General features: G+C 71.9%; 18 protein-coding genes and 3 pseudogenes. 5 read left to right on the plus strand and 16 right to left on the minus strand.

Annotated features, from left to right (window positions below; translation table 11 throughout):
* Positions 1-8 precede the first annotated feature (8 nt).
* The 4 genes and pseudogenes from QNO09_RS17245 to QNO09_RS17260 all read right to left on the minus strand — a co-directional run.
* Positions 9-374: a gas vesicle protein GvpO gene (locus tag QNO09_RS17245; protein WP_283971202.1), complete on the minus strand. Its 366-nt coding sequence runs from the start codon at positions 372-374 to the stop codon at positions 9-11.
* A 91-nt stretch (positions 375-465) separates the two neighbouring features.
* Complete coding sequence (gene ligD, locus QNO09_RS17250) at positions 466-1395, minus strand: non-homologous end-joining DNA ligase (RefSeq protein WP_283971077.1); 930 nt, start codon at positions 1393-1395, stop codon at positions 466-468.
* On the minus strand, positions 1392-3239 hold the full coding sequence (locus QNO09_RS17255) for a transketolase (RefSeq protein WP_283971078.1): 1848 nt from the start codon (positions 3237-3239) through the stop codon (positions 1392-1394). Before QNO09_RS17255 ends, ligD begins: the two co-directional genes overlap by 4 nt.
* 745 nt (positions 3240-3984) lie before the next feature.
* Positions 3985-5632: pseudogene (locus QNO09_RS17260) on the minus strand (NAD(P)/FAD-dependent oxidoreductase); the annotation flags it as partial.
* 171 nt (positions 5633-5803) lie between these two features.
* Between QNO09_RS17260 and QNO09_RS17265 the strand changes: the two are divergent.
* Together QNO09_RS17265 and QNO09_RS17270 are read left to right on the plus strand one after the other, a co-directional pair.
* Entirely contained in the window at positions 5804-6766 is a 963-nt protein-coding gene (locus QNO09_RS17265; protein ID WP_283971080.1) for an LLM class F420-dependent oxidoreductase, read from the plus strand.
* A gap of 163 nt (positions 6767-6929) precedes the next feature.
* Complete coding sequence (locus QNO09_RS17270; RefSeq protein WP_283971203.1) at positions 6930-7301, plus strand: hypothetical protein; 372 nt, start codon at positions 6930-6932, stop codon at positions 7299-7301.
* A gap of 428 nt (positions 7302-7729) precedes the next feature.
* On the opposite strand, the gene QNO09_RS17275 is transcribed toward QNO09_RS17270, so the two are convergent.
* Positions 7730-8209, minus strand: coding sequence for a phage holin family protein (locus QNO09_RS17275; protein WP_283971081.1), 480 nt, complete (start codon positions 8207-8209; stop codon positions 7730-7732).
* Between the two features lie 48 nt (positions 8210-8257).
* Here QNO09_RS17275 and QNO09_RS17280 point away from each other — a divergent pair, with 48 nt between their 5' ends.
* Positions 8258-8605, plus strand: coding sequence for a VOC family protein (locus tag QNO09_RS17280; RefSeq protein ID WP_283971082.1), 348 nt, complete (start codon positions 8258-8260; stop codon positions 8603-8605).
* A gap of 14 nt (positions 8606-8619) precedes the next feature.
* Here QNO09_RS17280 and QNO09_RS17285 read toward each other — a convergent pair whose 3' ends face one another.
* The 10 genes from QNO09_RS17285 to QNO09_RS17330 all read right to left on the minus strand — a co-directional run bounded on the left by QNO09_RS17285 (position 8620) and on the right by QNO09_RS17330 (position 22347).
* A complete protein-coding gene (locus tag QNO09_RS17285; RefSeq protein WP_283971083.1) occupies positions 8620-9180 on the minus strand; it encodes a GNAT family N-acetyltransferase in 561 nt (186 codons plus the stop codon).
* Between the two features lie 398 nt (positions 9181-9578).
* A complete protein-coding gene (locus QNO09_RS17290) occupies positions 9579-10511 on the minus strand; it encodes a S66 peptidase family protein (protein WP_283971084.1) in 933 nt (310 codons plus the stop codon).
* Positions 10508-12472: a prolyl oligopeptidase family serine peptidase gene (locus QNO09_RS17295; protein WP_283971085.1), complete on the minus strand. Its 1965-nt coding sequence runs from the start codon at positions 12470-12472 to the stop codon at positions 10508-10510. Before QNO09_RS17295 ends, QNO09_RS17290 begins: the two co-directional genes overlap by 4 nt.
* 4 nt (positions 12473-12476) lie before the next feature.
* A complete protein-coding gene (locus QNO09_RS17300; RefSeq protein WP_283971086.1) occupies positions 12477-13790 on the minus strand; it encodes a M20/M25/M40 family metallo-hydrolase in 1314 nt (437 codons plus the stop codon).
* Entirely contained in the window at positions 13783-14616 is an 834-nt protein-coding gene (locus tag QNO09_RS17305) for a M55 family metallopeptidase (RefSeq protein WP_283971087.1), read from the minus strand. The genes QNO09_RS17300 and QNO09_RS17305 overlap by 8 nt, the downstream gene beginning before the upstream one ends.
* 74 nt (positions 14617-14690) lie before the next feature.
* The gene (locus QNO09_RS17310) at positions 14691-15788 is read right to left on the minus strand and encodes an SGNH/GDSL hydrolase family protein (RefSeq protein WP_283971088.1); all 1098 of its coding nucleotides are present in this window, start codon (positions 15786-15788) and stop codon (positions 14691-14693) included.
* 137 nt (positions 15789-15925) lie between these two features.
* A complete protein-coding gene (locus tag QNO09_RS17315) occupies positions 15926-16651 on the minus strand; it encodes a class I SAM-dependent methyltransferase (RefSeq protein ID WP_283971089.1) in 726 nt (241 codons plus the stop codon).
* A 123-nt stretch (positions 16652-16774) separates the two neighbouring features.
* A complete protein-coding gene (locus QNO09_RS17320; RefSeq protein WP_283971090.1) occupies positions 16775-19213 on the minus strand; it encodes an ATP-binding SpoIIE family protein phosphatase in 2439 nt (812 codons plus the stop codon).
* Positions 19214-19356: 143 nt separating this feature from the next.
* Positions 19357-21747, minus strand: a complete 2391-nt coding sequence (locus QNO09_RS17325; protein WP_283971091.1) for an MFS transporter — start codon at positions 21745-21747, stop codon at positions 19357-19359.
* 156 nt (positions 21748-21903) lie between these two features.
* Positions 21904-22347 carry an SRPBCC family protein gene (locus tag QNO09_RS17330; protein ID WP_184907765.1) on the minus strand — a complete coding sequence of 148 codons (444 nt, stop codon included), beginning with the start codon at positions 22345-22347 and terminating at the stop codon, positions 21904-21906.
* A 170-nt stretch (positions 22348-22517) separates the two neighbouring features.
* On the opposite strand from QNO09_RS17330, the pseudogene QNO09_RS17335 reads away from it, so the two are divergent.
* Positions 22518-22850: pseudogene (locus tag QNO09_RS17335) on the plus strand (Rv2578c family radical SAM protein); the annotation flags it as partial.
* Between the two features lie 111 nt (positions 22851-22961).
* On the opposite strand, the gene QNO09_RS17340 reads toward QNO09_RS17335, so the two are convergent.
* A complete protein-coding gene (locus QNO09_RS17340) occupies positions 22962-24596 on the minus strand; it encodes a recombinase family protein (protein ID WP_283971092.1) in 1635 nt (544 codons plus the stop codon).
* Positions 24597-24634: 38 nt separating this feature from the next.
* On the opposite strand from QNO09_RS17340, the pseudogene QNO09_RS17345 reads away from it, so the two are divergent.
* Positions 24635-25285 (plus strand): annotated as a pseudogene (locus QNO09_RS17345) (radical SAM family protein); the annotation flags it as partial.
* Between the last annotated feature and the right edge of the window lie 7 nt (positions 25286-25292).

The raw sequence follows: 25292 nt of genomic DNA on the forward strand, positions 1-25292 counted from the left end.
CAGGGGGCCTAGCCGCCCCTGCGCGCGTCGGACCGACCTCGTTCATAGCGGCGCACGCGCCGGTAACCGGTGAGCTGCCCGTCGGGATCGAGTTCCACCTGGTAGCTCGCCATCAGGCTCATCGTGTCGGGTACGCGCTCGAGTTCGAGAACCTCGACCTCCAGCGCCCAACCCGCCTCTGTCTGCTCGAAGGACGACACGGACTCGGCTTCCATCCCGGTGAGCTCGGCGAGCTGGCCGCGCGCCTGACGCAGCACCTCCATCGGGCTGGGCCGCTTCCGGGCCGTTCGGTCGTCGTTCGTCTCGCTCGAGTTCTCTGAGTCCTGTGACTTCTGTGAACTCTGCGACTCTCGCGTGTTGTTTGTGTTCGACATGGCCACCTCCCCCTCCGTCTGGCCGCAACCTTGTTCGCCAAACCTCTCCGAACGCATGCATCCGCCACCCGCCGGGCCGGGGACGGGCGGTTCAGCCGCGCAGGGCGTTCAGCCGCCGCCGGGCCGGTCCCAGCGCCCGGCCCCGATTCAGCAGGCCTGACCAGGGATTGGTGCGGGCCTGCTCGACGGCGTCGGCGATGGTCCAGCGGCGGGCGTGCAGCTCCGGATCGTCGAGCCGGCCCCACGTGAGAGGGGTGGCCACCGGCGCGCCCGGGCGGGGCCGCACCGTGTAGGGCGCGACGGCGGTCTGGGCGTAGGCGTTGCGCTGGATGTCGAGGTAGAGCCGCTCGCCGCGGTCCTTCTTGCGGGCGGCGGTGGTGAGCCGGTCGGGGTGCGCGGCGGCGAGCAGGTCGGCGACGTCCCGGGCGAAGCCGCGCGCCTCGTCGAAGTCGTGCCGTCCGTTCAGGGGCACGATCACGTGCAGCCCGCGCGAGCCGGTGGTCATCGGCGCCGAGGGCAGCTCCAGCTCGTCGAGCAGCTCCCCGAGCAGCCGGGCGGCCTTGCGCACGGCCTCGAAGTCGTCCCCCGACGGATCGAGGTCGAAGACCAGCCGGTCGGGGTGGTCCACGCCGCCGGCCCGGGACAGCCAGCGGTGCAGGGTGATGCTCGCCTGGTCGGCCAGGTAGACGAGGGTGGCCGTGTCGTCACAGACGGTGTGCCGGACGATGCCGCCCTCCTTGGCCACCTCTGCGCGGGGGATCCACTCCGGGTAGTGCTCCGGGGTGTTCTTCTGCATGAACGTCGGTCCGTCGATGCCGTCCGGACGCCGTTCCAGCATCAGCGGGCGGCCACGCAGATGCGGCAGCATGAAGGGCGCGACGGCACGGTAGTAGTCCACCAGGTCGCCCTTGGTGTACTCCTTGGCGTCGCCGCCGCCGGGGAAGAGCACCTTGTCCGGCCGGTGCACCTCCACCGTGCGGCGGCCCGCCCGCACCCTGCGCGTACCGTCGCCGCCGCTCACCGCACGACCGCTTCCTCCACCAACAGCCGTCCGGCCGCCGCGATGGACTCCGCGTCGATGCCCGAGGCGCGCAGCTGCTCCTCCGGGGACGCCGAGCCCGGCATCGTGCGCACGCCGAGCCGCACCAGGCGTGGTACGGGACGCCCGTCGGTGAAGGCGTCGAGGACCGCGTCCCCGATGCCGCCCTCGGGGTGATGGTCCTCGACGGTCACCAGGCAGCCGGTCTCCTCGGCGGCCCGGCGCAGGGTGGCCCGGTCGACGGGCTTCACGGAGTACAGGTCGATCACCCGCACGGCGATGCCCTCCTGCTCCAGGGCCTCGGCGGCGGCCAGTGCCTCGTGCACGGTGACGCCCGCCGTGACGAGGGTCAGCCGGTCCTGGCCGGAGGAGCGCAACACCTTGCTGCCGCCGACCGGGAAGTCCTCGTCGGGGCCGTAGATCACGGGGCTCTCACCGCGCGAGGTGCGCAGGTAGCGGACGCCCTCCAGGCCGGCCATCGCGCCGACCAGGCGTGCGGTCTGGTTGGCGTCGCACGGGTACAGCACGGTCGAGCCGTGCACCGCCCGCATCATCGCCAGGTCCTCCAGGCCCATCTGGCTGGGCCCGTCCTCGCCGATGGCGACGCCCGCGTGCGAGCCGACGAGGTTGATGCCGGAGCCGCTGACGGACGCCATCCGGATGAAGTCGTGGGCGCGGGTCAGGAACGCCGCGAACGTCGCGGCGTACGGCACCCAGCCGCGGGACGCGAGACCGACCGCCGAGGCGACGAGCTGCTGCTCGGCGATGTAGCACTCGAAGTAGCGCTCCGGGTGCTCCTTGGCGAAGAACTCGGCGCGGGTGGAGTCGCCGACCTCGCCGTCCAGGGCGACGATGTCGCCGCGGCCGGTGCCGAGGGCGGTCAGCGCCTCACCGAAGGCGTTGCGGGTGGCGACCTCCTCGCCCTTGTCCCACCTCGGGAGCTCGAAGTCGCCGGTGTGGACGGAGTGCAGCATGCGGGCGGTGGGCGGCTCCTGCACCCGGACGCGGAGGTCGCGCGGGCCGCCGAGTGCGGTGATCGCCTCCTCGGCCTCCGGCAGCGGCTTGCCGTGCAGGCCCTCGCGGTCCTGGACGGCCTCGACGCCCTTGCCCTTCAGTGTGCGGGCGAGGATCGCGGTGGGCTGGCCCTTCGTGGACGCGGCCTCTCCGTAGGCGCGGTCCACGGCGTCCACGTCGTGGCCGTCGACCTCGATGGTGTGCCAGTCGAAGGCCTGGAAGCGGCGGGCGTAGGCGTCCAGGTCGTGGCCGTGCCGGGTGGGGCCGCGCTGGCCGAGGCGGTTGACGTCGACGATCACGGTGAGGTTGTCCAGGTGCTCGTACCCGGCGTGCTCGGCGGCCTCCCAGACGGACCCCTCGGCCAGCTCGCTGTCGCCGCACAGCACCCAGGTGCGGTAGCCGGTGCGGTCGAGCCGCTTGCCGGCCAGCGCGATGCCGACCCCGACGGGCAGGCCCTGCCCGAGCGAGCCGGTGGCGGTCTCGACCCACGGCAGACGCTGCGGGGTGGGGTGCCCCTCAAGGCGGCTGCCCAGCTTGCGGAAGGTGAGCAGTTCCTCGTCGTCGATGGCGCCGGCCGCCTTGTAGGCGGAGTAGAGCAGCGGGGAGGCGTGGCCCTTGGACAGGACGAAGCGGTCGTTGCCCGGGTGGGCGGGGCGGTCGAAGTCGTAGCGGAAGTGGTGTGCGAACAGGACGGCCACCAGATCGGCGGCGGACATCGAGGACGTCGGGTGCCCGGATCCCGCCGCGGCGGCGGCGCGGACGCTGTCCACCCGCAGCTGCTGTCCGAGGTCGGTGAGTTCACCGGTGTTCATGAGTCTCCTTTCCCGGAGTCGTCCGGGGCGTCGGTTCGTTTGACGGGGCCGGGGGCGGGGTCACCCGCGGGTGGCCGACCTGGCGCGGGTGCCGGGGCGGGTTGGTTCCTGGCGGGCTCACCACCGGGCTGATTCTTGGCGGGCTCACCACCAGGCTGGTTCCTGGCGGGCTCACCACCAGGCTGATTCCTGGCGGGCTCACCACCAGGCTGATTCTTGGCGGGCTCACCACCCCGCTGATTCCTGGCGGGCTCACCACCAGGCTGGCTCTCGGCGGGCTCACCACCAGGCTGATTCCTGGCGGGCTCACCACCCGGCTGATTCTCGGCGGGCTCACCACCCGGCTGATTCTTGGCAGGCTCACCACCCGGCTGATTCTTGGCGGGCTCACCACCAGGCTGGCTCTCGGCGGGCTCACCACCCGGCTGATTCTTGGCAGGCTCACCACCAGGCTGGCTCTCGGCGGGCTCACCACCCGGCTGATTCTTGGCAGGCTCACCACCAGGCTGGCTCTTGGCGGGCTCACCACCCGGCTGATTCTTGGCAGGCTCACCACCAGGCTGATTCTTGGCGGGCTCACCACCCGGCTGATTCTTGGCAGGCTCACCACCCGGCTGATTCTTGGCGGGCTCACCACCCGGCTGATTCTTGGCAGGCTCACCACCCGGCTGGCTCTCGGCGGGCTCACCACCCGGCTGGCTCTCGGCGGGCTCACCACCCGGCTGCTTCTCGGCGGGCTCACCACCCGGCTGGTTCCTGGCGGGCTCACCACCGGGCTGATTCTTGGCGGGCTCACCACCGGGCTGACCCTTGGCGGGCTCACCACCCGGCTGACCCTTGGCCGGCTCAGCGCGCGGCCGGTCTGCTGCCGGGCGGCCCTTGGGGGTGTCGGACTCGGACCGGGGTTCCGCGGCCCCGGATCCGGGCCGTACCTGCGTCGCCCCGGATCCGGGCTGCCCCTTCGCGGGCTCCTCCCGGGGAACGGCCCGGCCGGGCCGTTCCCCGCCGGTACCCCCGTCGTCCGTGTCGGCCGCGAGCGCCGCCCCCGGCCCGGACCGGGCGTTCGCCTCCTGCCGCTCACCGGGGCCGCCCGGCACGCGGGCCACCTCCGGGGACGACGTGTCCAGCGGCACCGACCAGGACCGTATGAGCCCCAACTGCACGGCTTGGCGCGGCAGTACGGCGTCCAGCAGCCAGTCCGCCGCGACCCGGACCCGGTTCCCGGGCATCGCGGCGAGATGGTAGCCCCGTGTCACCGCACCGGCGGGCACACCGGAGAGGGTCACACCCAGCGGGTTGGCGGCGGCCTTCGCCCCACCCAGGTCGACGACGAACCCCAGATCGCGGTGGCGGTACGGCTTGTGCGCACCGCCCAGCCCGAGCGACGCAGCGACGTTCTCCGCCGCGACCTTGCCGTGCCGCCAGGCGTGCTGCGCGGTCATCGGCGTATAGCTCCCCGGATGCTCCAGATCGGGTACCGCGGCGATGTCACCGCACGCGAACAGCTCCGGCCGGCCCGGCACCCTCAGGTGCGGATCGACGAGCAGCCGTCCCTTCTCCTGGGGCAGTCCGAGGGACTCCACCAGCGGGTCGGGACGCACGCCCACGCACCACACCAGGGTCCGGGTCGCGACGAACTCGCCGTCGGTCAGCACAACCCCCTCGGATGTGGCCTCCTTGACGGAGGTCCCCATCCGGACGTCCACACCCCGCTGACGCAGGACCCGGTCGGCGGTGGCGGAAAGCTTCTCGTCCATCTCGGGCAGCACCCGCGGCGCCACGTCCAGCAGCATCCAGCGCGGCCGCATGCCCTGCCGCAGAGGGTGCTTGCGCACCTGCGCATCGGTGAACATCTGGCCGTGCGCGGCGACCTCGGTCCCTGTGTATCCGGCGCCCACGACGACGAAGGTGCACCGTGCGGCGCACGTTTCGGGGTCGTCGTCGGAAGCCGCGAGCTCCACCTGCCGGGTCACGTGATCGCGCAGGTACAGCGCCTCGGGCAGCCCGCGGAACCCGTGCGCGTGCTCGGCGACACCGGGGATGGGCAGCAGCTTGTTGACGCTGCCCGCGGCGAGCACCAGCCGGTCGTAGGAGAGGGTGCCATCGCCGCCCTCGGGGCCGGTGTAGTGCAGTGTGCGGTCGTCGAGGTCGATCCGGTCGGCCTCACCGAGTACGAGCCGTACGTTCGGCAGCGAGTCCGAGAGGGAGACGGTGACCCGACGCGGCTCCAGGATGCCGGCGGCGACCTGGGGCAGCAGGGGCAGGTACAGGAAGTAGTCGGTCGGGTTCAACAGGGTGATGTGGGCCCGGCCCCGGGTGATCCGGGACAGGGTGCGGGCCGTGCGGTATCCGGCGAAGCCGGCACCGACGATCAGGATGCGGGGTCGACTCACAGTCGCTCGCCTCCGGCGCTGTCGCGTGGCTCGGGCAGCTTTCCGCGTCCCCCTGGCCCGGTCGCCCAAACGTCGGCCGGGCCCCGCTCGCCCCGACGCCGCCGGTTTCCGGCCCCGCGCCCGGGTACCCGGTGCGGGATACGGACCGCCGATGTCGCGGAGGCACTCCCCATGCCCGAGTACGGTTACTTCCTCTCGTGCGAGCAGTACGGACCGGCCGAGCTGATCGAGCAGGCGCGGATGGCCGAACAGGCCGGATTCCAGGCGCTGTGGATCTCGGACCACTACCACCCGTGGAACGACGAGCAGGGCCAGAGCCCGTTCGTGTGGTCGGTGATCGGCGCGCTGTCGCAGGCGGTGTCCCTGCCGATCGAGACGGCGGTGACCTGCCCGACCGTGCGCATGCATCCGGCGGTGGTGGCGCAGGCCGCGGCGACCAGCGCGGTGATGACGAACAACCGCTTCCGGCTCGGTGTCGGCTCCGGCGAGGCGCTCAACGAGCACATCCTGGGCGACCACTGGCCGCCGGCCCATGTCCGGCTGGAGATGCTGGAGGAGGCCATCCAGGTGATGCGCCGGCTGTTCACCGGCGAGGAGGTCAACCACCACGGCCCGCACTACACGGTGGAGAACGCACGTCTGTACACCGTCCCGGACGAGCCGATCCCGATCGACATCTCCGGCTTCGGCCCGGCGGCGACCCAGCTCGCCTCCCGCGTCGGCGACGGGTACATCACGGTGATGCCCGACGAGACGATGGTGGAGCAGTACCGCAAGGGCGGTGGCGGCGGAAAGCTGGTCAGCGGCGGCACCAAGGTCTGCTACGGCACCGACAAGGACGAGGCCGTGCGGACCGTCCACCGGCTCTGGGCGAACGAGCAGCTGCCGGGCGAGCTCGGCCAGGTGCTGCCCTCCCCCAAGCACTTCGAGCAGGCGCAGCAGCTCGTCACCGAGGACATGGTGCGCGAGAACCGGGTGTGCGGCGACATCGTGGATGAACACGTGGCGGAGCTGAAGCAGTTCGCGGACGCGGGATTCGACCGGGTGTACGTGAACCAGATCGGCCCCGACCTGCGCGGCTTCTTCGACTTCTATCGCACGAAGGTTCTGCCGCAGCTCCAGCAGTCCATCTGACGAGGCGCGTCCTCGCCGAACGCGTCCGCCCGGCCCGGCCCGTGGGCCATGCGTTCACCTCCGAAACCGGGAGGTGAGAAATCGGGAGGTGAAGGGGTACCGGGTCGCCTAGAGTCGCCGCATGTCTGTTCACCTACGTATGCGTGAGGCCCTGCCGGAAGCGATGCGGGCCCGGGACAAGGTTGCCGTGAGCGCCCTGCGCGGCACGCTGTCCGCACTGGACAACGCCGAGGCGGTGCCGGTGGACGCGACCGCGTCCCGCGCCGGCGCTCTGGAGGCCTCGCCGGTCGGCGCGGGCGCCACGGAGGCGGCCCGGCGGGAGCTCAGCGAGCGGGAGACGGTGGCCGTCGTACGTGCCGAGGCCGCCGAACGGCTGGAAGCGGCAGCGCAGTTGACCGCACCCGCGCATGCGGCCCGGGCCGAACGGCTGCGGGCGGAGGCGGCGGTACTGCTGCGGTTCCTCGACGGCTCCGAAGGCGGCGGCACGGCCGCCGGCACAGCGGCCGACGCGCGAGACGGCGCGGAAAGCACCTAGCGGACCGGCGGGCAAGCGGCGGACGAGAGCCGCCGGCCTGCGGGCCGCCAGAACGCCCGCTCCCGCGGTGAGGGCCGCGCCCCTCCAGCCGCGATGCCGCGGGAGCCACTGCCGCGGGCCGTGGTCGGCGGATTCGTCGTCGAAGCGGCTGTGGGCGCCGAAGTCCCGCCCGTGCGGCCCGTCCGCGGTCATCAGAGGTTCACCGGCCCTCGGTGCGGCCCGTCAGCCGGTGACCAGAGGTTCGCCGGCCCTCGGTGCGGCCCTCCTCCCGCTGAGCGTCGATCTGGTGCCCGCGGGCGAGCGCAGGGCGACTTCGTCGCCGCGGGCGGCGAAGGCCCGGACCGTGGCTCATCCGACTACGCTGCCGGACCACTCACCACGACCACCCGGCCATGCCGGTGCGACGGTCCGGTCCAGCGCACCCGGCATCACACCCCGCGGTGGGGTACGTCCGGGGCGGCCGCCGGTCGCGGGGGCACGGTGCCCGGGGCGGCCGTCCCGCCGGACGGGGCCGGTGGCACGGGCGGATACGGCATGCCGCCGACGGCCCCGGCGGCGGTCCGGCGGGCGTCGTCCCCGCCCGTCGCCACCCCGGCCGCGTGCCCCCGACCCGACCGGGACGGCCGGGCCATGCCGCGCAGCACATAGGCCAGCGCGCCCAGGATCACGGCGGTGATCAGCGCGGCGGCCCAGTCGGGCAGGGCGAGGGCGAGGGTCAGCCCCACGGCGAGCGCGAGAGCCGCGCCCGCGTAGAGGGCGAGGGCGCCGGACGCGGCGTACAGCGCTGCCTTGCGGCGCTGCTTGCGTGTCTGCTCGCGCAGTTCCTCCCGTACGCTCTCGCGCGCCACCTGTGCCAGCTCGTCGACCAGGTGCTTGTCCAGATGCTCCAGGTGAGCCAACGGCTTCATACCCGGCCGGGTACCCTCGCCCCCCTGCGCGTAACTAGGCTCGGTGGCATGGAGATTCTGGGTGCCACACTGCGCGTCTGCGTCGACGACCTCGAGACCGCGATCCCCTTCTACGAGCGGCTGGCGGGCGGCAGAGCCCAGCGCTTCGAACGGGGCGGTGTCCAGGTGGCGGCGATCGGCTGCTTCCTGCTGATGAGCGGTCCCCCGGCCGAACTGGAGGTGCTGCGCAAGGTCGCCGCGACGATCGCCGTGACGGATGTCGAGGAGACCCACAAGGTGCTGACCGACCTGGGGGCCCACATCGTCGCGGGCCCGATCGCCTCGCCCGCGGGCCGCAACCTGATCGCCCTGCATCCGGACGGGTCGGTCTACGAGTACGTGGACCGCCGGGCGTAGGCGCCGCCCGGGGCTCAGCGCGGCCCCTGCCGGGTGACCATCTCGGTGGTGATCGCCCAGCGTTGGTGATCGCGCCAGGCCCCGTCGACGAAGAGCATCTTCGGCGAGAAGCCCTCCAGACGGAACCCGCAGCGGCGGGCCAGGGCGATCGACGCGGCGTTGCCCGGCTGGACGTTGATCTCCAGCCGGTGCAGCCGCATCGGGCCGAACGCGTACCGCACGACGAGGTCCAGCCCTTCGCGCATCAGCCCACGCCCCGCGGCGTGCGCGAAGGCGCCGTAGCCCAGTGCCCCGGACTGGAAGCCGCCCTCGACGATGTTGTTGATGTTGATGAACCCGCCGATGGCTCCGTCGCTCTTCTCGCACACCAGGAACCCGGCCTTGGACCGGTCCTCGATCAGCCGGCCGGCGTAGGCGGTGTAGGCCTGCGTGGTGGTGGGCGGGAAGAGCCACGGGCGGTGCAGGTCCTTGCTCTCCCGGGCGCGGGCGGTGAACTCGGCGCCGTCCTCGTAGGTGAAGGGGCGTACGACCACCCGGGGGCCCTCGGCGAGGTGGCGGGATGTGTGGTGCGGCACCCTGCCACGGTAACCGCGCCGCCGGGGTCCTTCAGGGCCCGACGACCGGCAGCCGGAGCGTCCCGGTGTCGCGCGGCCCGCTGACGACGGTGACCGGTTTGATCCCCCGGTTGCCGAAGTACGCGTCGTCGCTCGCCGCGATCACGGTAGGTGCCCGTCGTGTTCGACTTCGCGTTCGCGGGCGGGGTGAGGGCGAGGGGCACGGCCAGCGCGGCGCCCAGAGCCAGAGCGAGGGGGCGCGGGATCTGGGCACGCGTCGGGACACACGGACCTCCACGGGAGGGGACACCTGGATACCGACCAGTAGGTACTAATTCGGTTGTCATGGTGTGACGCGTGTCAGCAGCCGTCAATCACCGAAACGGGGGTTTCTTGACAGGATTTCAGGAGCGATCCGCTCAGCTCAGGGCCGGCTCGTCGAGCGTCAACGTGGCTGCCCCGGCGTCCAGTTCGGCCCGCACCCCGAAGGGCATCGTCAGCGCGCCCGGTCCGTGCCCGAACCCGAACTCCTCCACGACCGGGACACCCAGCCCCCCGAGCCGGTCGGCCAGAACCGCGCGCAGCTCTTCGTAGGGGCCGCACCCCTCCCAGGACCCGAGCGCGATCCCGGCGACGCCGTCGAGCCAGCCGCTGCGCAGGAGTTGGGTCAGGTACCGGTCCAGGCGGTAAGGGCTCTCGCCGACGTCCTCCATCAGCAGCAGCCCGCCCCGCGCCCCGGCAGGGGCGTGCGGGGTGCCGAGGTCGCTCGCGAGCAGGCTCAGGCAGCCGCCCAGGGTCACGCCCCGCGCCCGGCCCGGGACCAGAGCGGTGCCGCCCGGGGGTGTGGCCGTGACGGTCCGCACCGACTCGGGAGCGAAGAGGGTGGCCCGCAGATGTTCCTGGGCCCGGGCGTTCTTGAGGAAGTCCACGCCGGCGGCCGCGGGTCCGTACAGGGTGACCAGGCCCAGGCGGGTGGCGAAAGCCTGGTGCAGGACAGTGATGTCGCTGAACCCGGCGAGCACCTTCGGGCCGGCCGCCCGCATCGCCGCCCAGTCGAGCAGGTCGACCATGCGCTGCGCCCCGTATCCGCCCCGGGCGCACAGCACGGCCGCGACGGACGGATCGCACCAGGCGTTCTGCAGGTCGGCGGCCCGCTGCGCGTCCGTACCGGCGAGGTAGCCCAACTGCCTGTGTCGGCCCAGCACCTGGGGTGTCACGACCGGATCGAGGTCCCAGCCGCGCAGGATGTCGAGCCCGGCCTGCAGCCGCTCCTCGGGCACGGGCCCGCTCGGCGCGACGACGGCGACCCGGGCACCGGGGGCGAGCCGGGGCGGTCGTACCAACGGGTTCACTCGGCGAGCTCCAGGGTCGGGATACCGGGCGGATCCAGGCGGAACGCCTGGGCGTACAAGGACAGTTCGGCCTCCAGGGCGCGCACCATGGTCTCGGCCTTCCGGAAGCCGTGCCCCTCTCCCTCGAAGGCGAGATACGCGTGCGGCACCTTCCGGCCCGCCAGCCGGGCCAGGAAGCGCTCGCACTGGGCGGGCGGGCAGATCACGTCGTCCAGGCCCTGGAGCAGCAGGAACGGCACGGTGAGCCGGTCGGCGTGAGCGGCGGGCGAGCGCTGCGCATACCGGGCGGGCACGTCGGCGAGCCGCCCGATCAGGCTCTCCAGGTACCGCGACTCGAAGTCGTGGGTCTCCCCCGTGCCCCAGCCGGCGAGGTCCAGGATGGGGTACTTGATCGTGCCGCAGGCGTAGACGTCGGTGGTGGTGAGCGAGGCGGCCGCGGTCCAGCCGCCCGCGCTGCCGCCCCGGACGGCGAGCCGGGCGCGGTCGGCGGTGCCCTCGTCGGCGAGGGCGAGGGCGACGGCGGCGCAGTCCTCGACGTCGACCACGCCCCACTGCTCGCGCAGCCGCTCGCGGTACGGGCGGCCGTATCCCGTGGAGCCGCCGTAGTCGACCTCGGCGACTCCGATGCCGCGCGAGGTGAAGTAGGCGATCTCCAGGTCCAGCACGAGCGGCGCGCGGCCGGTGGGCCCGCCGTGCGCCCAGATGACGTAGGGCGGCAGTTCGTCGCCGGGCGCGACGCAGCCGGGATGGTGCGGCGGGTAGATGTGGGCGTGGATGTCGCGTCCGTCGGGGCCGGTGAAGGTGCGGATCTGCGGCTCGGGGTAGTACGCGGGATCCACGGCGTCGTCGTGCTCGGCGCCGACGACCCGGGCCCGGCCTGTGCGGGCGTCCAGTTCGACGACCTCGTAGTCGCTGCGCGGGCTGGCGGCGACGGCGACGACCTGTTCACCGTGTGCGGCCAGGGTGGGGGCGAACTCGGTCCAGGGCCCGGCCGCGTCGACGACCTCGCTCGTCTCGGGGTCCAGGATGCCGAGGGCGGTGGTGCCCCGGCCGTGCACGACGGCGATCAGACCGCTCTCCAGCGGCGTGAACCATCTCGACCCGAGCTTCCACAGCGCCCCGCCGAACTCCTCCTCGCGGGGGCACAGCGGCTCGCCGTCCAGGTAGAGGTTCCACCAGCCGGTGCGGTCGCTCGCGTGCAGCAGGCGGCCGTCATGGGTCCAGTCGGCCTGGGCGATCGACTCGCCGGGACCGCCGGCCACGGCCCGGGCGCCGCGCAGGGTGCCGTCAGGGGCGACGTCGGCGAGGAGCAGTTCGGTGCCGTCCCAGGGCATGCGGGGATGGTCCCAGGCGAGCCAGGCGGCCCGCCGCCCGTCGGGTGAGAGCTTCGGCCCGGTGACGAACCGGTGCCGGGCGTCGGTGAGTTCGCGTACGGCGTCCCGGTCGCGGGCCGCGGAGCCGTCCAGCGGGACGGCGGCCAGGACGCGGCGCACGTCGGTGGGCCCCTCGCCGGTGAACTCCTCCAGCACGCACCACACTTCGCCCCGTTCGGGCAGCGGCAGCGGTTCGGCCCAGCGCAGACCGCCGCCCACCGGGGAGACGGGTGTCAGCGGGCGCGGCTCGCCTCCCGGCTCCCAGCGGTACAGCCGCTGGTCGGCGAAGTTCACGAACAGCACCAAGGGCCCGGCCTCACCCGCGACGGCGGCCCAGGGGTGCCCGCCGTACTCGATGACCCGGCTGCGCACGTTCCACGGCGCGGGCAGCAGCGACTCCTCCCGGCCGTCGGTGTGCCGCCGCACCAGGGTGCGCCGACCGCCCTCGGCGGGGCGCGGCTCGGTCCACCACACCTCCTCGCCGACGAAGCCCACGTACTCCGGGTGCCCGTCGTGGGCGGCGGCCAGGGCCGCGTCGATGGGTGAGGGCCACGCCCCGTAGGCCAGCGTCCGCACCGTCTCCCCCATTCTCCTAGGCCGTCCGCAGGAACCGGTCGAGTACGCGGACACCGAAGTGCAGCGCCTCGACCGGTACCCGCTCGTCGACCCCGTGGAACATGGCCGCGTAGTCGTAGCCGTCCGGCAGTTTCAGCGGGGTGAAGCCGTAGCCGGTGATGCCGAGGCGGGAGAACTGCTTGGCGTCGGTGCCGCCGGGCATGCAGAACGGCACCACGTGCCCCTCGGGCGCGAACTCCTCGACGGCGGCGCGCATGCCGGCGAAGGTCGCGCAGTGCACCGGCGACTCCAGGGCGACCTCCCGGTGGTGGAACTCCCAGTCCACGTGCGGCCCCGTGAGCCGGTCGAGGGTGCTGCGGAACTCCTCCTCGCCGCCGGGCAGGTACCGGCCGTCCACGTGGGCCACGGCCTCGACGGGAACGACGTTGATCTTGTAACCGGCGTCCAGCATCGTCGGGTTGGCGCTGTTGCGGAGGGTCGGCTCGACGAGTTTCGCGGCCGGGCCGAGCTTCTCCAGCAGCGCGTCCACATCGGTGAGGTCGGTCTCGACGCCGTAGAGCACGGCGAGTTCGGTGAGCGCGGCGCGCACGGTCGGGGTGAGCCGGAGCGGCCACTCGTGCGCGCCGATCCGCGCGATCGCGCCCGCGAGGCGGGTCACGGCGTTGTCCCGGTTCACCTTGGATCCGTGCCCGGTGCGTCCGCGGGCGGTGAGCTTGAGCCAGGCGGTGCCGCGTTCCCCGGCCGCGATGGGGTAGATCTGCCGTCCGTCACCGTCGTGGAAGGTGAAGGCGCCCGATTCGCTGATGCCTTCGGTGCAGCCCTCGAACAAGCCGGGGTGCCGGTCGGCGAGGAACCCGGCGCCGTCCGCGGCGCTGGCCTCCTCGTCGGCGGTGAACGCGATGACGATGTCCCGGCGGGGCCGGACGCCCTGCCGTGCCCAGCCGCGCACGACGGCCAGGATCATCGCGTCCATGTTCTTCATGTCGACGGCGCCGCGCCCCCAGACGACCCCGTCGCGGATCTCCCCGGAGAACGGGTGCACGCTCCAGTCGGCGGCCTGCGCGGGCACGACGTCCAGGTGGCCGTGGAGGAGCAGCGCCTCGGCCGAGGGGTCGGTGCCCTCGATCCGGGCGATGACGTTGGTCCGCCCCTTGGTGCGCTCCAGCAGGGCCGGTTCGATGCCGGCCTCGGCGAGCCGTGCGGCGGCGTACTCGGCGGCGGGCCGCTCCCGGCAGTCCCCGCCGCCCCGGTTGGTGGTGTCGATCCGGATGAGGTCGGACGTGAACGTCACGACCTCGTCCAGCGCGGGCCCGTCGGCCTGCTCAGCCATACTGCTCCTCCACCGCGGCCGAGACGATCGTGGTGACCGCCTTGAAGGTGCGGATGCCCTCGTACATGGTCTCGCTCGTGTACGCCACCTTCCGCTCCGCGATGCGGTCCACGCCCGGCACGACGGTGGCGGCCATCGCCAGGTGCTCCGCGTCGAACTCCACGGCCACGGTGAACGGGCCGCCTCGCACGGGCTCGTGGCGCACCGCCAGCGCGGCCGCCTCCTTGGCCGCCGCCCGGATGTCGGCCGCCGTGCGGGCGGGAGTGCGGCACACCGCCGCGTAGCGCGACACGTGGTCCTTCACCGCGACCTTCAGCGCCTCGGGCGCGTACCCCAGCGCGTCCTCGCAGGCGACGTCGTCCCCGGTGACCAGCACGACGGGAACCCCGTACTCGGCGACGACCTGGGCATTGAGCAGCCCCTCGCTCGCCCGTACACCGTTCAGCCAGACGCCCGTGATGGAGTTGGCGAGGTAGGTGTGCGCGAGGACGCCCTCCATGCCGGCGCCCGCGTGGTAGCCGACGAACGCGATGCCGTCGACGTCGCCGTGCTGCACGCCCTCGACCATGGACAGCGCCTTGTGCCGGCCGGTGAGCATCTGGGCGCGACCGTCGAGCCGCTCCAGCAGCAGGTTGCGCATCGTGGAGTGCGCCTCGTTGATGATCACCTCGTCGGCGCCGCCGTCGTAAAAGCCCCGTACGGCGGCGTCGACGTCGGAGGTGAACAGCGAGCGGCAGCGCTCCCACTGCGACGCGCCCGGCATCACGTCGTCGGGCCAGGTGACGCCGGTGGCGCCCTCCATGTCGGCGCTGATGAGGATTCTCATGACGAGCCGTCCAGGGCGGAGATCTTCATGGTTCGTCACGTTACGCGCTGTGGGCGGAACCGGCTACGAGGTGGTCACCAGCGGATCGGCAGGCCGGCGAGGAGGGCGGTGAGCCGGTCGGCGAGAAGGCGGTGGTCGCGGGCCGAGTAGTGCCAGTGGCAGCCGGCGTGGTCGAGGCCGGTGGTGTCGAGGGACCAGAAGCGGACCCGTCGGTCGCCCGCGCCCGTGCGTTCCCGGACGACGTGCTCGACATGACCGGCGAACGGACCCGTGCCCACGGCCAGGATGGTGGTCGCGGCCCCGTAGCGTTTCCGCAGCTTCTCGAGGAAGCCGAGGTAGGCGCTGCGGTAGGCGGCGGCGAGGCTCTCGTCCGTCCACGGCTCGCCCGGGTTGACGGGGGTGGAGAAGTCATTGGTGCCGAGGTGGACCACGACCAGCTGCGGCCGCCAGGTGCCCGGGTTCTGCCAGACGTCGCCGGGCACGTTCAGCAGCGCGCGGTCGTAGAAGGTGCGGTAGTTCACCTCCGGCGAGCTGCCGTTGTAGTTGCGCACCATGCCCTGGCCCGAATAGGCGTTGATCTGGTAGTCGGCGCGCAGCCGCCGGGCGGTGAGGGCGCCGTAGCTCACGTCGGTGTTGGTGGTGCGCTTGAGCTGCTCGCCGTCGCAGTCGCGGGAGGTGGAGAGGTTGCCGTAACCGGCCGTGAGGGAGTCGCCGATGAACTCGATGTGGCGGCTGCGCGCGGCCGGCCGGGCCAGGACGGCACCGCCGGGTGCGGCGACGAAGCCGCCGAAGGAGCTGGTGCTCCACGGGGTGTCGTTGCGCTTGACGAGCCGGACGCTGTGCACGCCGTCGCGCAGGCCTCTGACCCAGTGGGTGGTCCTGCCCGGCGCGGTGAGGGTCGCGACGGTGGCGCCGTCCACCTGGACGTCGTAGTCGGCGGCCGGATCGTCGAGCACGACGCCCACACCGGTGCCCCGGACCCTGCCCTCGAAGTAGACACCGGGCCAGCTGTACTGGAGCACGTCCCCGGCGACCTTGACGCGCCCGGCGGTGTGCACGCTGTCCCGTACTCCGCGAGGCTCCGGCGCGGCGGCGGTCGTGACGGCGCTTGTGCCGATCAGCACCGTCGACACCGCTGACGCGGCGAGCATCCGTAACCAGGGCATCGGCATGACGGTCCTCCGCGGGGCGAGGCGGGTGCACGGACAAGGTTCGAGTGACCGTACACCGACAAAATCAGCGCTCGCCAGACCGCGTCAGCGGGTCCGGGCCCCTGACCGCTCGGCACCCGGGCCCGCGACCGCCCGCCTCAGGCCGTACGCCCCGCCACCAGCCAGGTGGACGGCAGCTCGATGCGCGTGCCGTCCGGGCGGTACTCGGTGCTCTTCAGCGGCAGTTGACCGCTCGCCAGGACGGTGAGACCGGCCGAGCGCAGATACTCCGGCACGGCCTCGTCCGAGACCTCCCCGGGGGTGAGGCCGTGCCGGAAGACCGGCGCGAGCTTGGGCGGCGGGCCGTCCGGGCCTCCCGCCAGGCTCCTCAGCACCTGCTTGGCGGCGCCCGAGAGCTCCACCAGGCAGGCCCGGCCGCGGTCGCCGACCAGCGTGGCGATGCCGTCGATCAACGCCTGCCGGTCGTCCGGCTCACACTGGTGCAGGACGCCCCGCATGTAGATGTTGGTGTCGCCGATTTCCGCGTGCAGGGCCTGCGCCTCGCCCTTCTCCGCGGCGTCCAGCTGCCGGTAGGCGGCCTGCCCCGCCGGGTCGGCCCGCCGGGCGTGGTCGAGGGCCGCGGCGGACAGGTCGACGCCCAGGACGTGCGGGAAACGGTCGGCGAGGTAGCGGGTCTGGGTGCCGTTGCCGCAGCCGAGGTCCACCAGCGGCAGGGCGGGATCGGCCAGGTACGGTTCGAACAGGGCCAGATGAGGGCCCACGGTCAGGACGGGTTCGGCGTCCCAGAACACCGCCCCGGGTTCGGCGGGCGCCTCACGCCAGAACCCCTCCCAGGACTCCCGGTACCGACTCGTCACGCTCATGGCCCACTCCCCTGGGTGCGTACGAATCCCGCCACACGGCGGGCGAGTACGGTGTATCGCGCCCCGGTCGCCGCCACAAGAACGCGGCACGCAACCTTCACGCCCCGTTCGAGTCGGTGCCGTTCAGCGGCGCGGCAGCGTCAGCTCGAACCAGACCGTCTTGCCGGCCTGGGTCCGGCTGGTCCCCCACTCGCGGGACAGGGTGCTGACGACGCGCAGTCCGCGTCCGGAGTCGTCGAGCGGCCCCGCGTCGATCAGCGTCGGCAGCTCGTGGTCGTCGTCCTCCACCTCGCACAGCAGGGTGTCGCCGCGAACCAGGCGCAGTTCGACGGGCCGGGCGTGGGAGTGCCGTACGGCGTTGGTGACCAGCTCTCCGGCCAACAGCTCGGCGGTCGGGGCGAGTCTCGCCAGGCCCCAGTCGTGCAGTTGCTCGCGGACCGCCCCACGGGCCCGGCCCACCTCGGCCGGGTCGAGGGCGAGGCGCCATTCGGCCACGTCGTCCGGCGCGATGCCGCCCAGGCGGGCCATCAGCAGCGCCACGTCGTCCTTGCGGCCACCCCGCCCCGCCTCGGCGAAGGTCACGGCGAGCGCCCGGATGATGGTGTCGCAGGCGTCGTCCATGGAGGCGGCCGGGTGCGCGGCCGACTCGCAGAGTGTCGCGAGGCCCACCCCGATGTCCTCGCCGCGCACCTCGACCAGCCCGTCGGTGCACATCACCAGCCGGTCACCGGGCTCCACGCGCACGGAAACGGCCTCGAAGGGCACCCCGCCGACGCCGATGGGCGCGCCGGTGGGCAGGTCCAGCAGTTCGCTGCGGCCGCCGTCGGCCCGGACCAGGACGGGCGGGATGTGACCGGCGTTGGCGAGCTCGAGTTCGCTCGCGATCGGGTCGTAGACGGCGTAGAGGCAGGTCGCGAGGTAGCTGTCGCCGAGGCGCTGGGCGAGGTCGTCGAGGTTGCGCAGCAGTTGGGCGGGCGGCAGGTCGAGCCCGGCCATGGTCTGGACGGCCGTGCGCAACTGACCCATCATGGCTGCGGAGTTGAGGCCGTGCCCCATGACGTCGCCGACGACGAACGCCGTGCGCCCGCCGTGCAGTTTCACCGCGTCGAACCAGTCGCCGCCGACCCTGCCGAGCTGTGTGCCGGGCAGATAGCGGGTGGCGATGTCGCAGCCGGACAGACGGGGCGGGATGTGCGGCAGCATGCTGTCCTGGAGCGTCTCGGCGACGTTCTCCTGGAAGGTGTACATCCGTGCGTTGTCCAGCACGAGCCCCGCGCGGGCGGCGAGTTCGGCCCCGGTGACGCGGTCCATGTCGTTGAAGACGGGCCGCTCGGGGTGGCGCAGCAGGATCATGAACCCGAGGACGACGTTGCGTGCCTTCAGGGGTACGACGAGCATCGAACGGCCGGTGATGAGCGGCCGGATGTCGCGCTTCTCGAACTGCGCGGCGATGGCGTGTCCCATCTCCTCGCTGATGCGCGGCACGAGGACGGGCTCGCCGCTGGTCATGCACTGGAAGAACGGCGTGTGCGCCGGGAACGGCATGGCCTCGCCGACGGGGACGACGTCGTCCCAGCGGCCGGGTTCGTCGGTGTGCTCGACGGCGACCCGGTGCCACAGGGTGGTCGTGTCGGGCACACCGTCCGCGAACTCCTCACCGGCGACGACCTGTTCCCGCAGATAGGTCCCGGCGACATCGGTGAAGCGGGGGACGACGGCCCTGCTGACCTCGATGATCGTGCGGGACAGGTCGAGGGAGGTGCCGATGCGGCCGCTGACCTCGTTGAGGAACTCCAGGCGCTCGCGGACGGCGGCGTACTCGAGGTCCTCCCCCTCGTCCCGCAGCTCTTCCGGCACGGGTTCGCCGGCGGCCAGGGCCCGCGCGGCCCGTTCGCGGCGCGCCTTGCGCTCGGCGCGCCGGGCCACGCCCCAGTCGGGCGTGACGGGCACCCGCTCGTTCCGGCTGAACTCCAGGACCGGGTAGCCGAGTTCGAGGATCTGGGCGACGATCCGGGCGCTCTCGCCGACGCTCATGCTGGGCAGAATCTCGGGGAGCCGGCGGGCGAGGTCCTCCGCCCCGGGGAAGTCGGTGTGCAGCGCGAAGCCGGGCGCGATCCGCTCGACCGCCGCGTCCCGCGGGCGCAGCCCTTCCGCGTCGGCGGCCAGCACGAGCAGCCGCTCGGGTCCGGGGCCCACCAGCGGGTAGGCCCACCACAGGACGTCGACCCGGCCGTCCCCGGGCGCGGTGAGCCGGGCGCGGCCCGCCGCCGGGTAGGAGAGTCCGCCGTCGAGGGAGGATCCGAGGTCGGGGCCGAGGCCGTCGCAGGCGGCGTACGGGGTGGTGTCCCGCTCCTCGGGCAGGGCGCCGGAGACGGGCAGCAGGTCGAGGGCCATGCGGCCGATCGCCTCGTCCTTGGGGACGCCGAACAGGCGCCATGCGCCTCGGCTCCAGTGGGACACGAGGCCGTCGCGGTCGACCACGACGACAGCCAGGGGAACGCGGCCGGGCTCGGCGGGCTCCGTCGCCGTGCCCTGCCCAGCCCTGTCGGTGCCACGGTCCATGGCCCAGGCCCTCTCTCCCACGGACTCAAGATCTGTGCCGGCGTCACCACCGTACGGCTCGGGCCGGTGGCGATGTGAGGCAACGCGGGAATTGCCCGCGAGGGGTGCGCCCGGCGTGCGCCCCCGCCGCGGGCCGGTGCCGTTCAGTCCTCGTGACCCAGTTGGAGATCCCGCTCGGTACGGCCTCCTCCGGCGACGTGGAGCACGGTGGCGACGGGCGGGTATCCGGCGGCGATGACGGTGTACTCACCGGACGACAGGTCGACGAAGCGGAAGACGCCGTCGGCGCCGGTGGTGAGGGTGTCGACGACGTTTCCCGCCACATCGAGCAGCGTCACGCGCGCGTCCTCCACGGGCCGGCCGCCGCCCGCCCGGACGGTGCCGCGCAGTACCGCACCGCCGGCCAGTTCGATGTCCCGGCGGGTCTCGCGGGCGGCCTGGACGGTGACCGGGAGCGCGGCCGGGCGGAAGGCGGGCGCACCGGCGGCGAGGGTGTACTCACCGGCGACCAGATCGGTGATGACGTAGCCGCCGTCCCGGCCGCTGCGGGTGGTGGCCACGACCTCGCCGTGCACGTTGGTGAGCGTGACGGTGGCGTCACGTACGGGCGTGCCGTCGGCGGTCACCACCGTGCCGATCAGGGCTCCGGCGCCGCCGAGGACGATGTCGAGTTCGACGGGACGCTCGCCGACGGTCACGGAGACCGCCTGGGGCTGGTGGCCACCTGCCGCGGCGATCAGCACGTACGAGCCGGGGCCCGGGGTGGCCAGCGCATAGCGCCCGTCCTCTCCGCTCGCGCCGCGTCCGGTCTGCTGCCCGGTGACGTCGATCAGCGTGATCGCCGCGCGGGGCACGACGGTCCCGTCGTGGTGCTGCACCGAGCCGCAGACGGGGACGCCGGCGGCGTGGGCGGCCCGGGTCTGCGGGATCGGGGCGTTCCCCGGCGCCGTGTCCGGGTCGGTGACGGAGGCATGGTGGGACACCAGGGGTTTCTCCTTGAGGAAGAGGGCGGCGACCAGTCCGAGGACCAGCACCGGCACCAGGTAGAGGAAGATCCGCGGCATGGCGTCGGCGTACGCCCGGATGTAGCCGTCGCGCAGGGCCGGGGGCAGCGCGTGCACGAGCTGCGGGGTGATGGACTGGGTGTCCGGGAGGCCGGTGGCCGCGCGCGGGGGGAGGCGGTGGGCGAGGGCGTCGGCGAGCCGGTCGGCGAAGAGGGTGCCGAAGACGGCGGCTCCGACACTGCCGCCGATCTGCCGGAAGTAGTTGTTGGCGCTGGTGGCGGTGGAGAGGTCGGCGGGCCGTACGGAGTTCTGCACGGCGAGGATCAGGACCGGCATGACCAGGCCGATGCCGGCGCCGAGGACGGCCATCCAGATGCTGTAGTGCAGCCGGGGCGTGCCGACCTCCAGGCGCGACAGCAGCCACATGCCGACGGCGGAGAGGGCGCCGCCGAGGATCGGGTAGGCCTTGTAGCGGCCGGTGTGGCTGATGAGCTGTCCGGCGATGACCGAGGCGCCGACGATGCCGGCCATCATCGGCAGCATGAGCAGGCCCGACTCGGTGGCGGAGGCCCCGTCGACCATCTGCAGATAGGTCGGCAGGTAGCCGGCGGCGCCGAAGAGGCCCACCCCGATCACCAGGCCGACCAGACCGGTGACGTTGAAGACGCTGTCCCTGAAGAGCCGCAGCGGCATGAGGGGTTCGGCGGCGAAGTGCTCGGTGACCAGGAAGAGGACGGTGGCCGCCGCCGCGCCGGCCGCGAGGCCGAGGATCGTCCGCGAGTCCCAGGCGTGTTCGGTGCCGCCCCAACTGGTCAGCAGGACCAGGCAGGTGGAGGCGGCGGTCAGCAGCAGCGCGCCGAGGATGTCCAGCCGGGCCTTGGCGGCCGGCTTGGGGAGCTTCAGGGCGATCGTGACGACGGCGAGGGTGACCAGGCCGAAGGGGACGTTGAGGTAGAAGCACCAGCGCCAGGAGTGGTGGTCCGTGAAGTAGCCGCCGAGCAGCGGTCCGGCCACGGACGCGAGGCCGAAGGCGGCGCCGATCAGGCCCATGTAGCGGCCGCGCCGCCGGGGCGGCACGATGTCCGCGATGATCGCCTGCACGCCGATCATGAGGCCGCCCGCACCGACGCCCTGCAAGGCGCGGAAGGCGATCAGCTGATCCATGGACTGCGCCCGGCCGGCGAGGGCGGAGCCGACGACGAAGACGGCGATCGCGAACTGGAAGACGCCCTTACGGCCCAGCAGATCGCCGAGCTTGCCGTAGATCGGCAGCCCGACGGTGGCGGTGAGCAGGTAGGCGGTGATCGCCCAGGACATCCGGTCCAGGCCGTGCAGCTCGCCGACGATCTTGGGGAGCGCGGTGGCGACGATCATCTGCTCCAGGGCGGCCAGGAGCAGGGCCGGCAGGAGCGCGAAGAAGACCAGCCGCACCCGGCGCGGGCTCGGTCCGGTGTCCGGATCCGGCGGTGGTGCGGGGGTGTCGGGGGGCGCCACCGCCGGTTCGTCCTGCGCCAGAGTGATCCCGCCCACTCACCGCTCCCCTCGTCGCGCTGCCGCACAATTCCCGCGTAAAAGCGACAACTACGAGCAAGCGCGACGAGTTACGGCACGACAGCGAGCCGCAGGGAGATCACTCGAACCGGTGAGGGACACAACACCCCCCGACAGTCCGGGTTTTGAGGCGGACTACTTCTCGACCTCGGCGGCGAGCCTGGTGAGCATCGCGTCGTAGATCCGGCCGAGGCCCTTGGGCGCGAAGGTCTTCTCGAAGAAGCCGCCGATGCCGCCGGCGCCGGTCCAGGTGGTGGTCACGACGACCCGGGACTTGCCCTCGCCGGCCGGGGTGACCCGCCAGGTGGTGACCATGGAGGAGTTGCGGTCCTTCTCGACCAGCTCGCCGTCGGTGGGCTCGCTGACCTCCAGGAGGCAGTCGCGCACCCGCTTGCTGGTGGCCTGGAGCTTCCAGTGGACGAGAGTGCCCTCGCCGTCGCCGCCCTCCCGGACCTCGTACTCGCTGAACTGCTCGGGCAGGAGCTTCGCGCGTGTGCCGCTGTAGTCGGCGAGGGCATCGAACACCGTCTCCGCGTCCGCCGCGACGATCCGCTCCGTAGTGGCCTCGACCTGCGCCATCGCTTTCCTCCAGGACCTGGTTGCTCGGGGGTCGGGGCAAGCCAACCACCCCGCTGCCCGGCCCCCCAAATCGGGGTGGCCGAACCCGGTCGAACGCGCTCGGAAAAGACCCTCGCACGATCAAGGGAACATGTGTTCTATTCTGTGGCCAGTGCTACCGAGGAGGCGTCATGCGCTGGGAGAACCTCACAGTGGACTCCGAACACAGCCGGGCCGATGCCGCGCTGTTCGACGCGGACGCGGTCACGACCCGTACGTTCGACACGCCGGAGTTCCGCGGAACGACGTTCCACGAGATCCGGGCCCGCTCGATCATCAACCGGGTGCCGGCGGTGTCGCGGATGTCGTTCCAGTGGACGGTCAACCCCTATCGGGGCTGCTCGCACGCGTGCGTGTACTGCTTCGCACGCAAGACGCACAGCTACCTGGACCTCGACACGGGCCTCGGCTTCGACAGCCAGATCGTGGTCAAGATCAACGCACCGGAGCTGCTGCGCCGGCAGCCCGGCTGGGGACACCGGTCCGGCTGTCACTCGCCAAAGTCCTGCCGGACCGGTGCCATTCTCTTTTCTGATACCGACTCTGCGATTCCTCTACGAGGGCTTTTCGTTGCCCTAGGCGCCTTCGTCGTCATGCCAGATGATTTCCATGCGTGCGTCTCCGTCAAATGTCTGCCCCCGATAGTCCGCCTTCTTGACCCGGATGCGCCGAATGGCAAGCCTCAACAGGTCTCGCTTAAGCGCGTCGTCTGCGCCGTCCCAGGCTTCGCGTTGATACGACGTGTCGAGAAGGAACGAAATATCAACGCCTTCCTGCCCCCGCGTTGCCTCCACAGCCTTCTGTGCGTCTAGGACTGCTTCATTGGCTTCAGCTAGCGCCGGGGCAAAGAAGCGCTCTGAGGGGCCGTCATAGAGTCCAGCGCGCCGGTCTTTCCACAGACGGCTGAGGGCTGCTTCCGCGTCTGCCAGGGCCGTGCGCGCGGCTGCTTCATCCTCTGACGCTTGGGGGTCCTGTCGGGCCTGCCAACGCTCCGCCGCAATCGCCAGCAAGCGGTCATCAGGCTCAGTCGCTGCAAGTCGCGAAGACCAGCGCATGTAGACGTACTCTTCAGCGCTTTTCTGCGCCACGTACGCCGGGGCCGGACACACTCCCCCAGCACCCGGACGCCAACAGCAGTAGCCTTTTCCGCGCCACGTCACTGAAGACCCGCATCCGGCACATTCAAGGAGATCAGTGAGAACGTGACGCGCTCGCCATGATTCCTTAACAGCGGCAGGACCGGTTCCCCTGGATGCTGCTTGCGCTGCGTTGTACTCGGATTCGGTCAACACTGGTGGTCCCACCATGACGCTGACTCGCTCACCGGCGGCATTTCGGTACAGCATCCGCTTGGACTTTCCGTCTTCGCGCCCGGCCACCTGCCAGCCCGCATAGGCAGGGTTATCAATCATGTTGGCGACCGTGCTAAAGGCCCATGTGCCACTGGTTGGCGACGGAACGCCACGATCATTGAGCATGCGGGAGATTTGCCTCTTGGCGTGCCCAGCAAGAGGGGCTTCGTACGTAACCCACCGGGCAATGTTCAGCTTGGTCACTGTCGGCTCACCAGGGATTCCGGCGGACGTTTCGGTGTCACGCTCCAACTTGCGCTCTTCGATCTGTTCCCCGTCTTCGTCCTCAGCCGTGACCATGACGATTCTGAGGCCGTAGGGGGCCACGCCGTTAAGCCATTCTCCGTTGTCGCGCTGGAACGTCTTCGTGTTCCGCACGCGCTCACTCAGGATCTCCGTCTCTTCGCGGGCATCCTCGGCACGACGAATCAGTTCCGAACGGTCGCGCGGGTTAGCGGAATCCAGCCCGATTCCAGGGGTTTCCGGGTCACCGTTGTCCACCAGCAAACGCCGGGGCCGTCCGTCCTGCGGCTCAACAATGCTGAGGATTGCTCCTGCCCCACGCCGGGTCCACCGGTCAAGGCGGAATACCCAGAGCGCGCCAATCTCCCCTTTCTCAAGCGCCTGCAACGCTAGGTCTTGCTGGGCCACCTTCTTGCTTCGGCGGAACCGACTAGCGCTGCCGACTTCCCGCCAGACGTGCCGCACAGTGAGACCTAGCTCAGCCGCTGTGCGTCTCCCCCGGGCTTCCTGCGCACTGACAGAGATTTCCCGGCGTCCGGACTTCGACTTCACGGCTTGGCTCTTGCGGCACACCAGGTCAATCAAGGTGCTGGTGTCTTCGGTTGGGGTACTCATCGGCCAAGATTCGCACGTCAGGGGCGGGGACCGCCAGTGTCCAACGCGCCGAGGGCCGTTACCGGCTGATGCCGGGCATCATCGCGGCGCTGCGCGACCACGCGAACCCCTTCTCGATCCTCACCAAGGGCACGCTCGTCCTGCGCGACCTGGAGCTGATCAAACAGGCGGCACAGGTGACCGACGTCGGCATCTCCGTGTCGGTCGGCTTCATCGATCAGGAGCTCTGGCGCACCGTCGAGCCGGGCACGCCCGCGCCGGAGCGGCGCCTGGAGGTGGTGCGCGCCCTGGGCGAACACGGCATCGGCTGCGGCGTGCTGATGGCACCGGTGATCCCGTTCTTGAGCGACTCCCCCGCCCAACTCCGGGCCACGGTGCGGGCCGTCGCGGCCTGTGGTGCCACGTCCGTGACACCGCTGGTGCTGCATCTGCGGCCCGGCGCCCGCGAGTGGTTCATGGCCTGGCTGGGGCGGCACCATCCGCACCTGGTGGCCCGTTACGAGCGGTTGTACGCGGAGGACTCCTACGCTCCCAAGTGGTACCAGCGGCGGATCACCCGTCAGGTGCACGAACTGGCCGAGGAGTACGGCATCGGGCCCACGCGCGCGCGGACGCCCCGACGGATCCCGCCCACCCGGCCGGCCGGGGAGCCTCCGGTGGCTGGGCCGACCCAACTCTCGCTCCTCTAGGAGAATT

It is taken from the genome of Streptomyces sp. 378 (assembly GCF_030124145.1).
In the GTDB taxonomy this organism is placed as follows: Bacteria; Actinomycetota; Actinomycetes; order Streptomycetales; family Streptomycetaceae; genus Streptomyces.

Bases quoted from the DNA above. Each gene is read 5' to 3' on its own strand.
- QNO09_RS17270 (WP_283971203.1), top strand. From the start codon at position 6,930: ATGCGGGCCCGGGACAAGGTTGCCGTGAGCGCCCTGCGCGGCACGCTG.
- QNO09_RS17315 (WP_283971089.1), bottom strand. From the start codon at position 16,651: ATGAGCGTGACGAGTCGGTACCGGGAGTCCTGGGAGGGGTTCTGGCGT.
- QNO09_RS17255 (WP_283971078.1), bottom strand. From the start codon at position 3,239: ATGAACACCGGTGAACTCACCGACCTCGGACAGCAGCTGCGGGTGGAC.
- QNO09_RS17280 (WP_283971082.1), top strand. From the start codon at position 8,258: ATGGAGATTCTGGGTGCCACACTGCGCGTCTGCGTCGACGACCTCGAG.
- QNO09_RS17300 (WP_283971086.1), bottom strand. From the start codon at position 13,790: ATGGCTGAGCAGGCCGACGGGCCCGCGCTGGACGAGGTCGTGACGTTC.
- QNO09_RS17340 (WP_283971092.1), bottom strand. From the start codon at position 24,596: ATGAGTACCCCAACCGAAGACACCAGCACCTTGATTGACCTGGTGTGC.
- QNO09_RS17275 (WP_283971081.1), bottom strand. From the start codon at position 8,209: ATGAAGCCGTTGGCTCACCTGGAGCATCTGGACAAGCACCTGGTCGAC.
- QNO09_RS17265 (WP_283971080.1), top strand. From the start codon at position 5,804: ATGCCCGAGTACGGTTACTTCCTCTCGTGCGAGCAGTACGGACCGGCC.
- QNO09_RS17295 (WP_283971085.1), bottom strand. From the start codon at position 12,472: ATGGGGGAGACGGTGCGGACGCTGGCCTACGGGGCGTGGCCCTCACCC.
- QNO09_RS17320 (WP_283971090.1), bottom strand. From the start codon at position 19,213: ATGGACCGTGGCACCGACAGGGCTGGGCAGGGCACGGCGACGGAGCCC.
- QNO09_RS17330 (WP_184907765.1), bottom strand. From the start codon at position 22,347: ATGGCGCAGGTCGAGGCCACTACGGAGCGGATCGTCGCGGCGGACGCG.
- QNO09_RS17245 (WP_283971202.1), bottom strand. From the start codon at position 374: ATGTCGAACACAAACAACACGCGAGAGTCGCAGAGTTCACAGAAGTCA.
- QNO09_RS17310 (WP_283971088.1), bottom strand. From the start codon at position 15,788: ATGCCGATGCCCTGGTTACGGATGCTCGCCGCGTCAGCGGTGTCGACG.
- QNO09_RS17305 (WP_283971087.1), bottom strand. From the start codon at position 14,616: ATGAGAATCCTCATCAGCGCCGACATGGAGGGCGCCACCGGCGTCACC.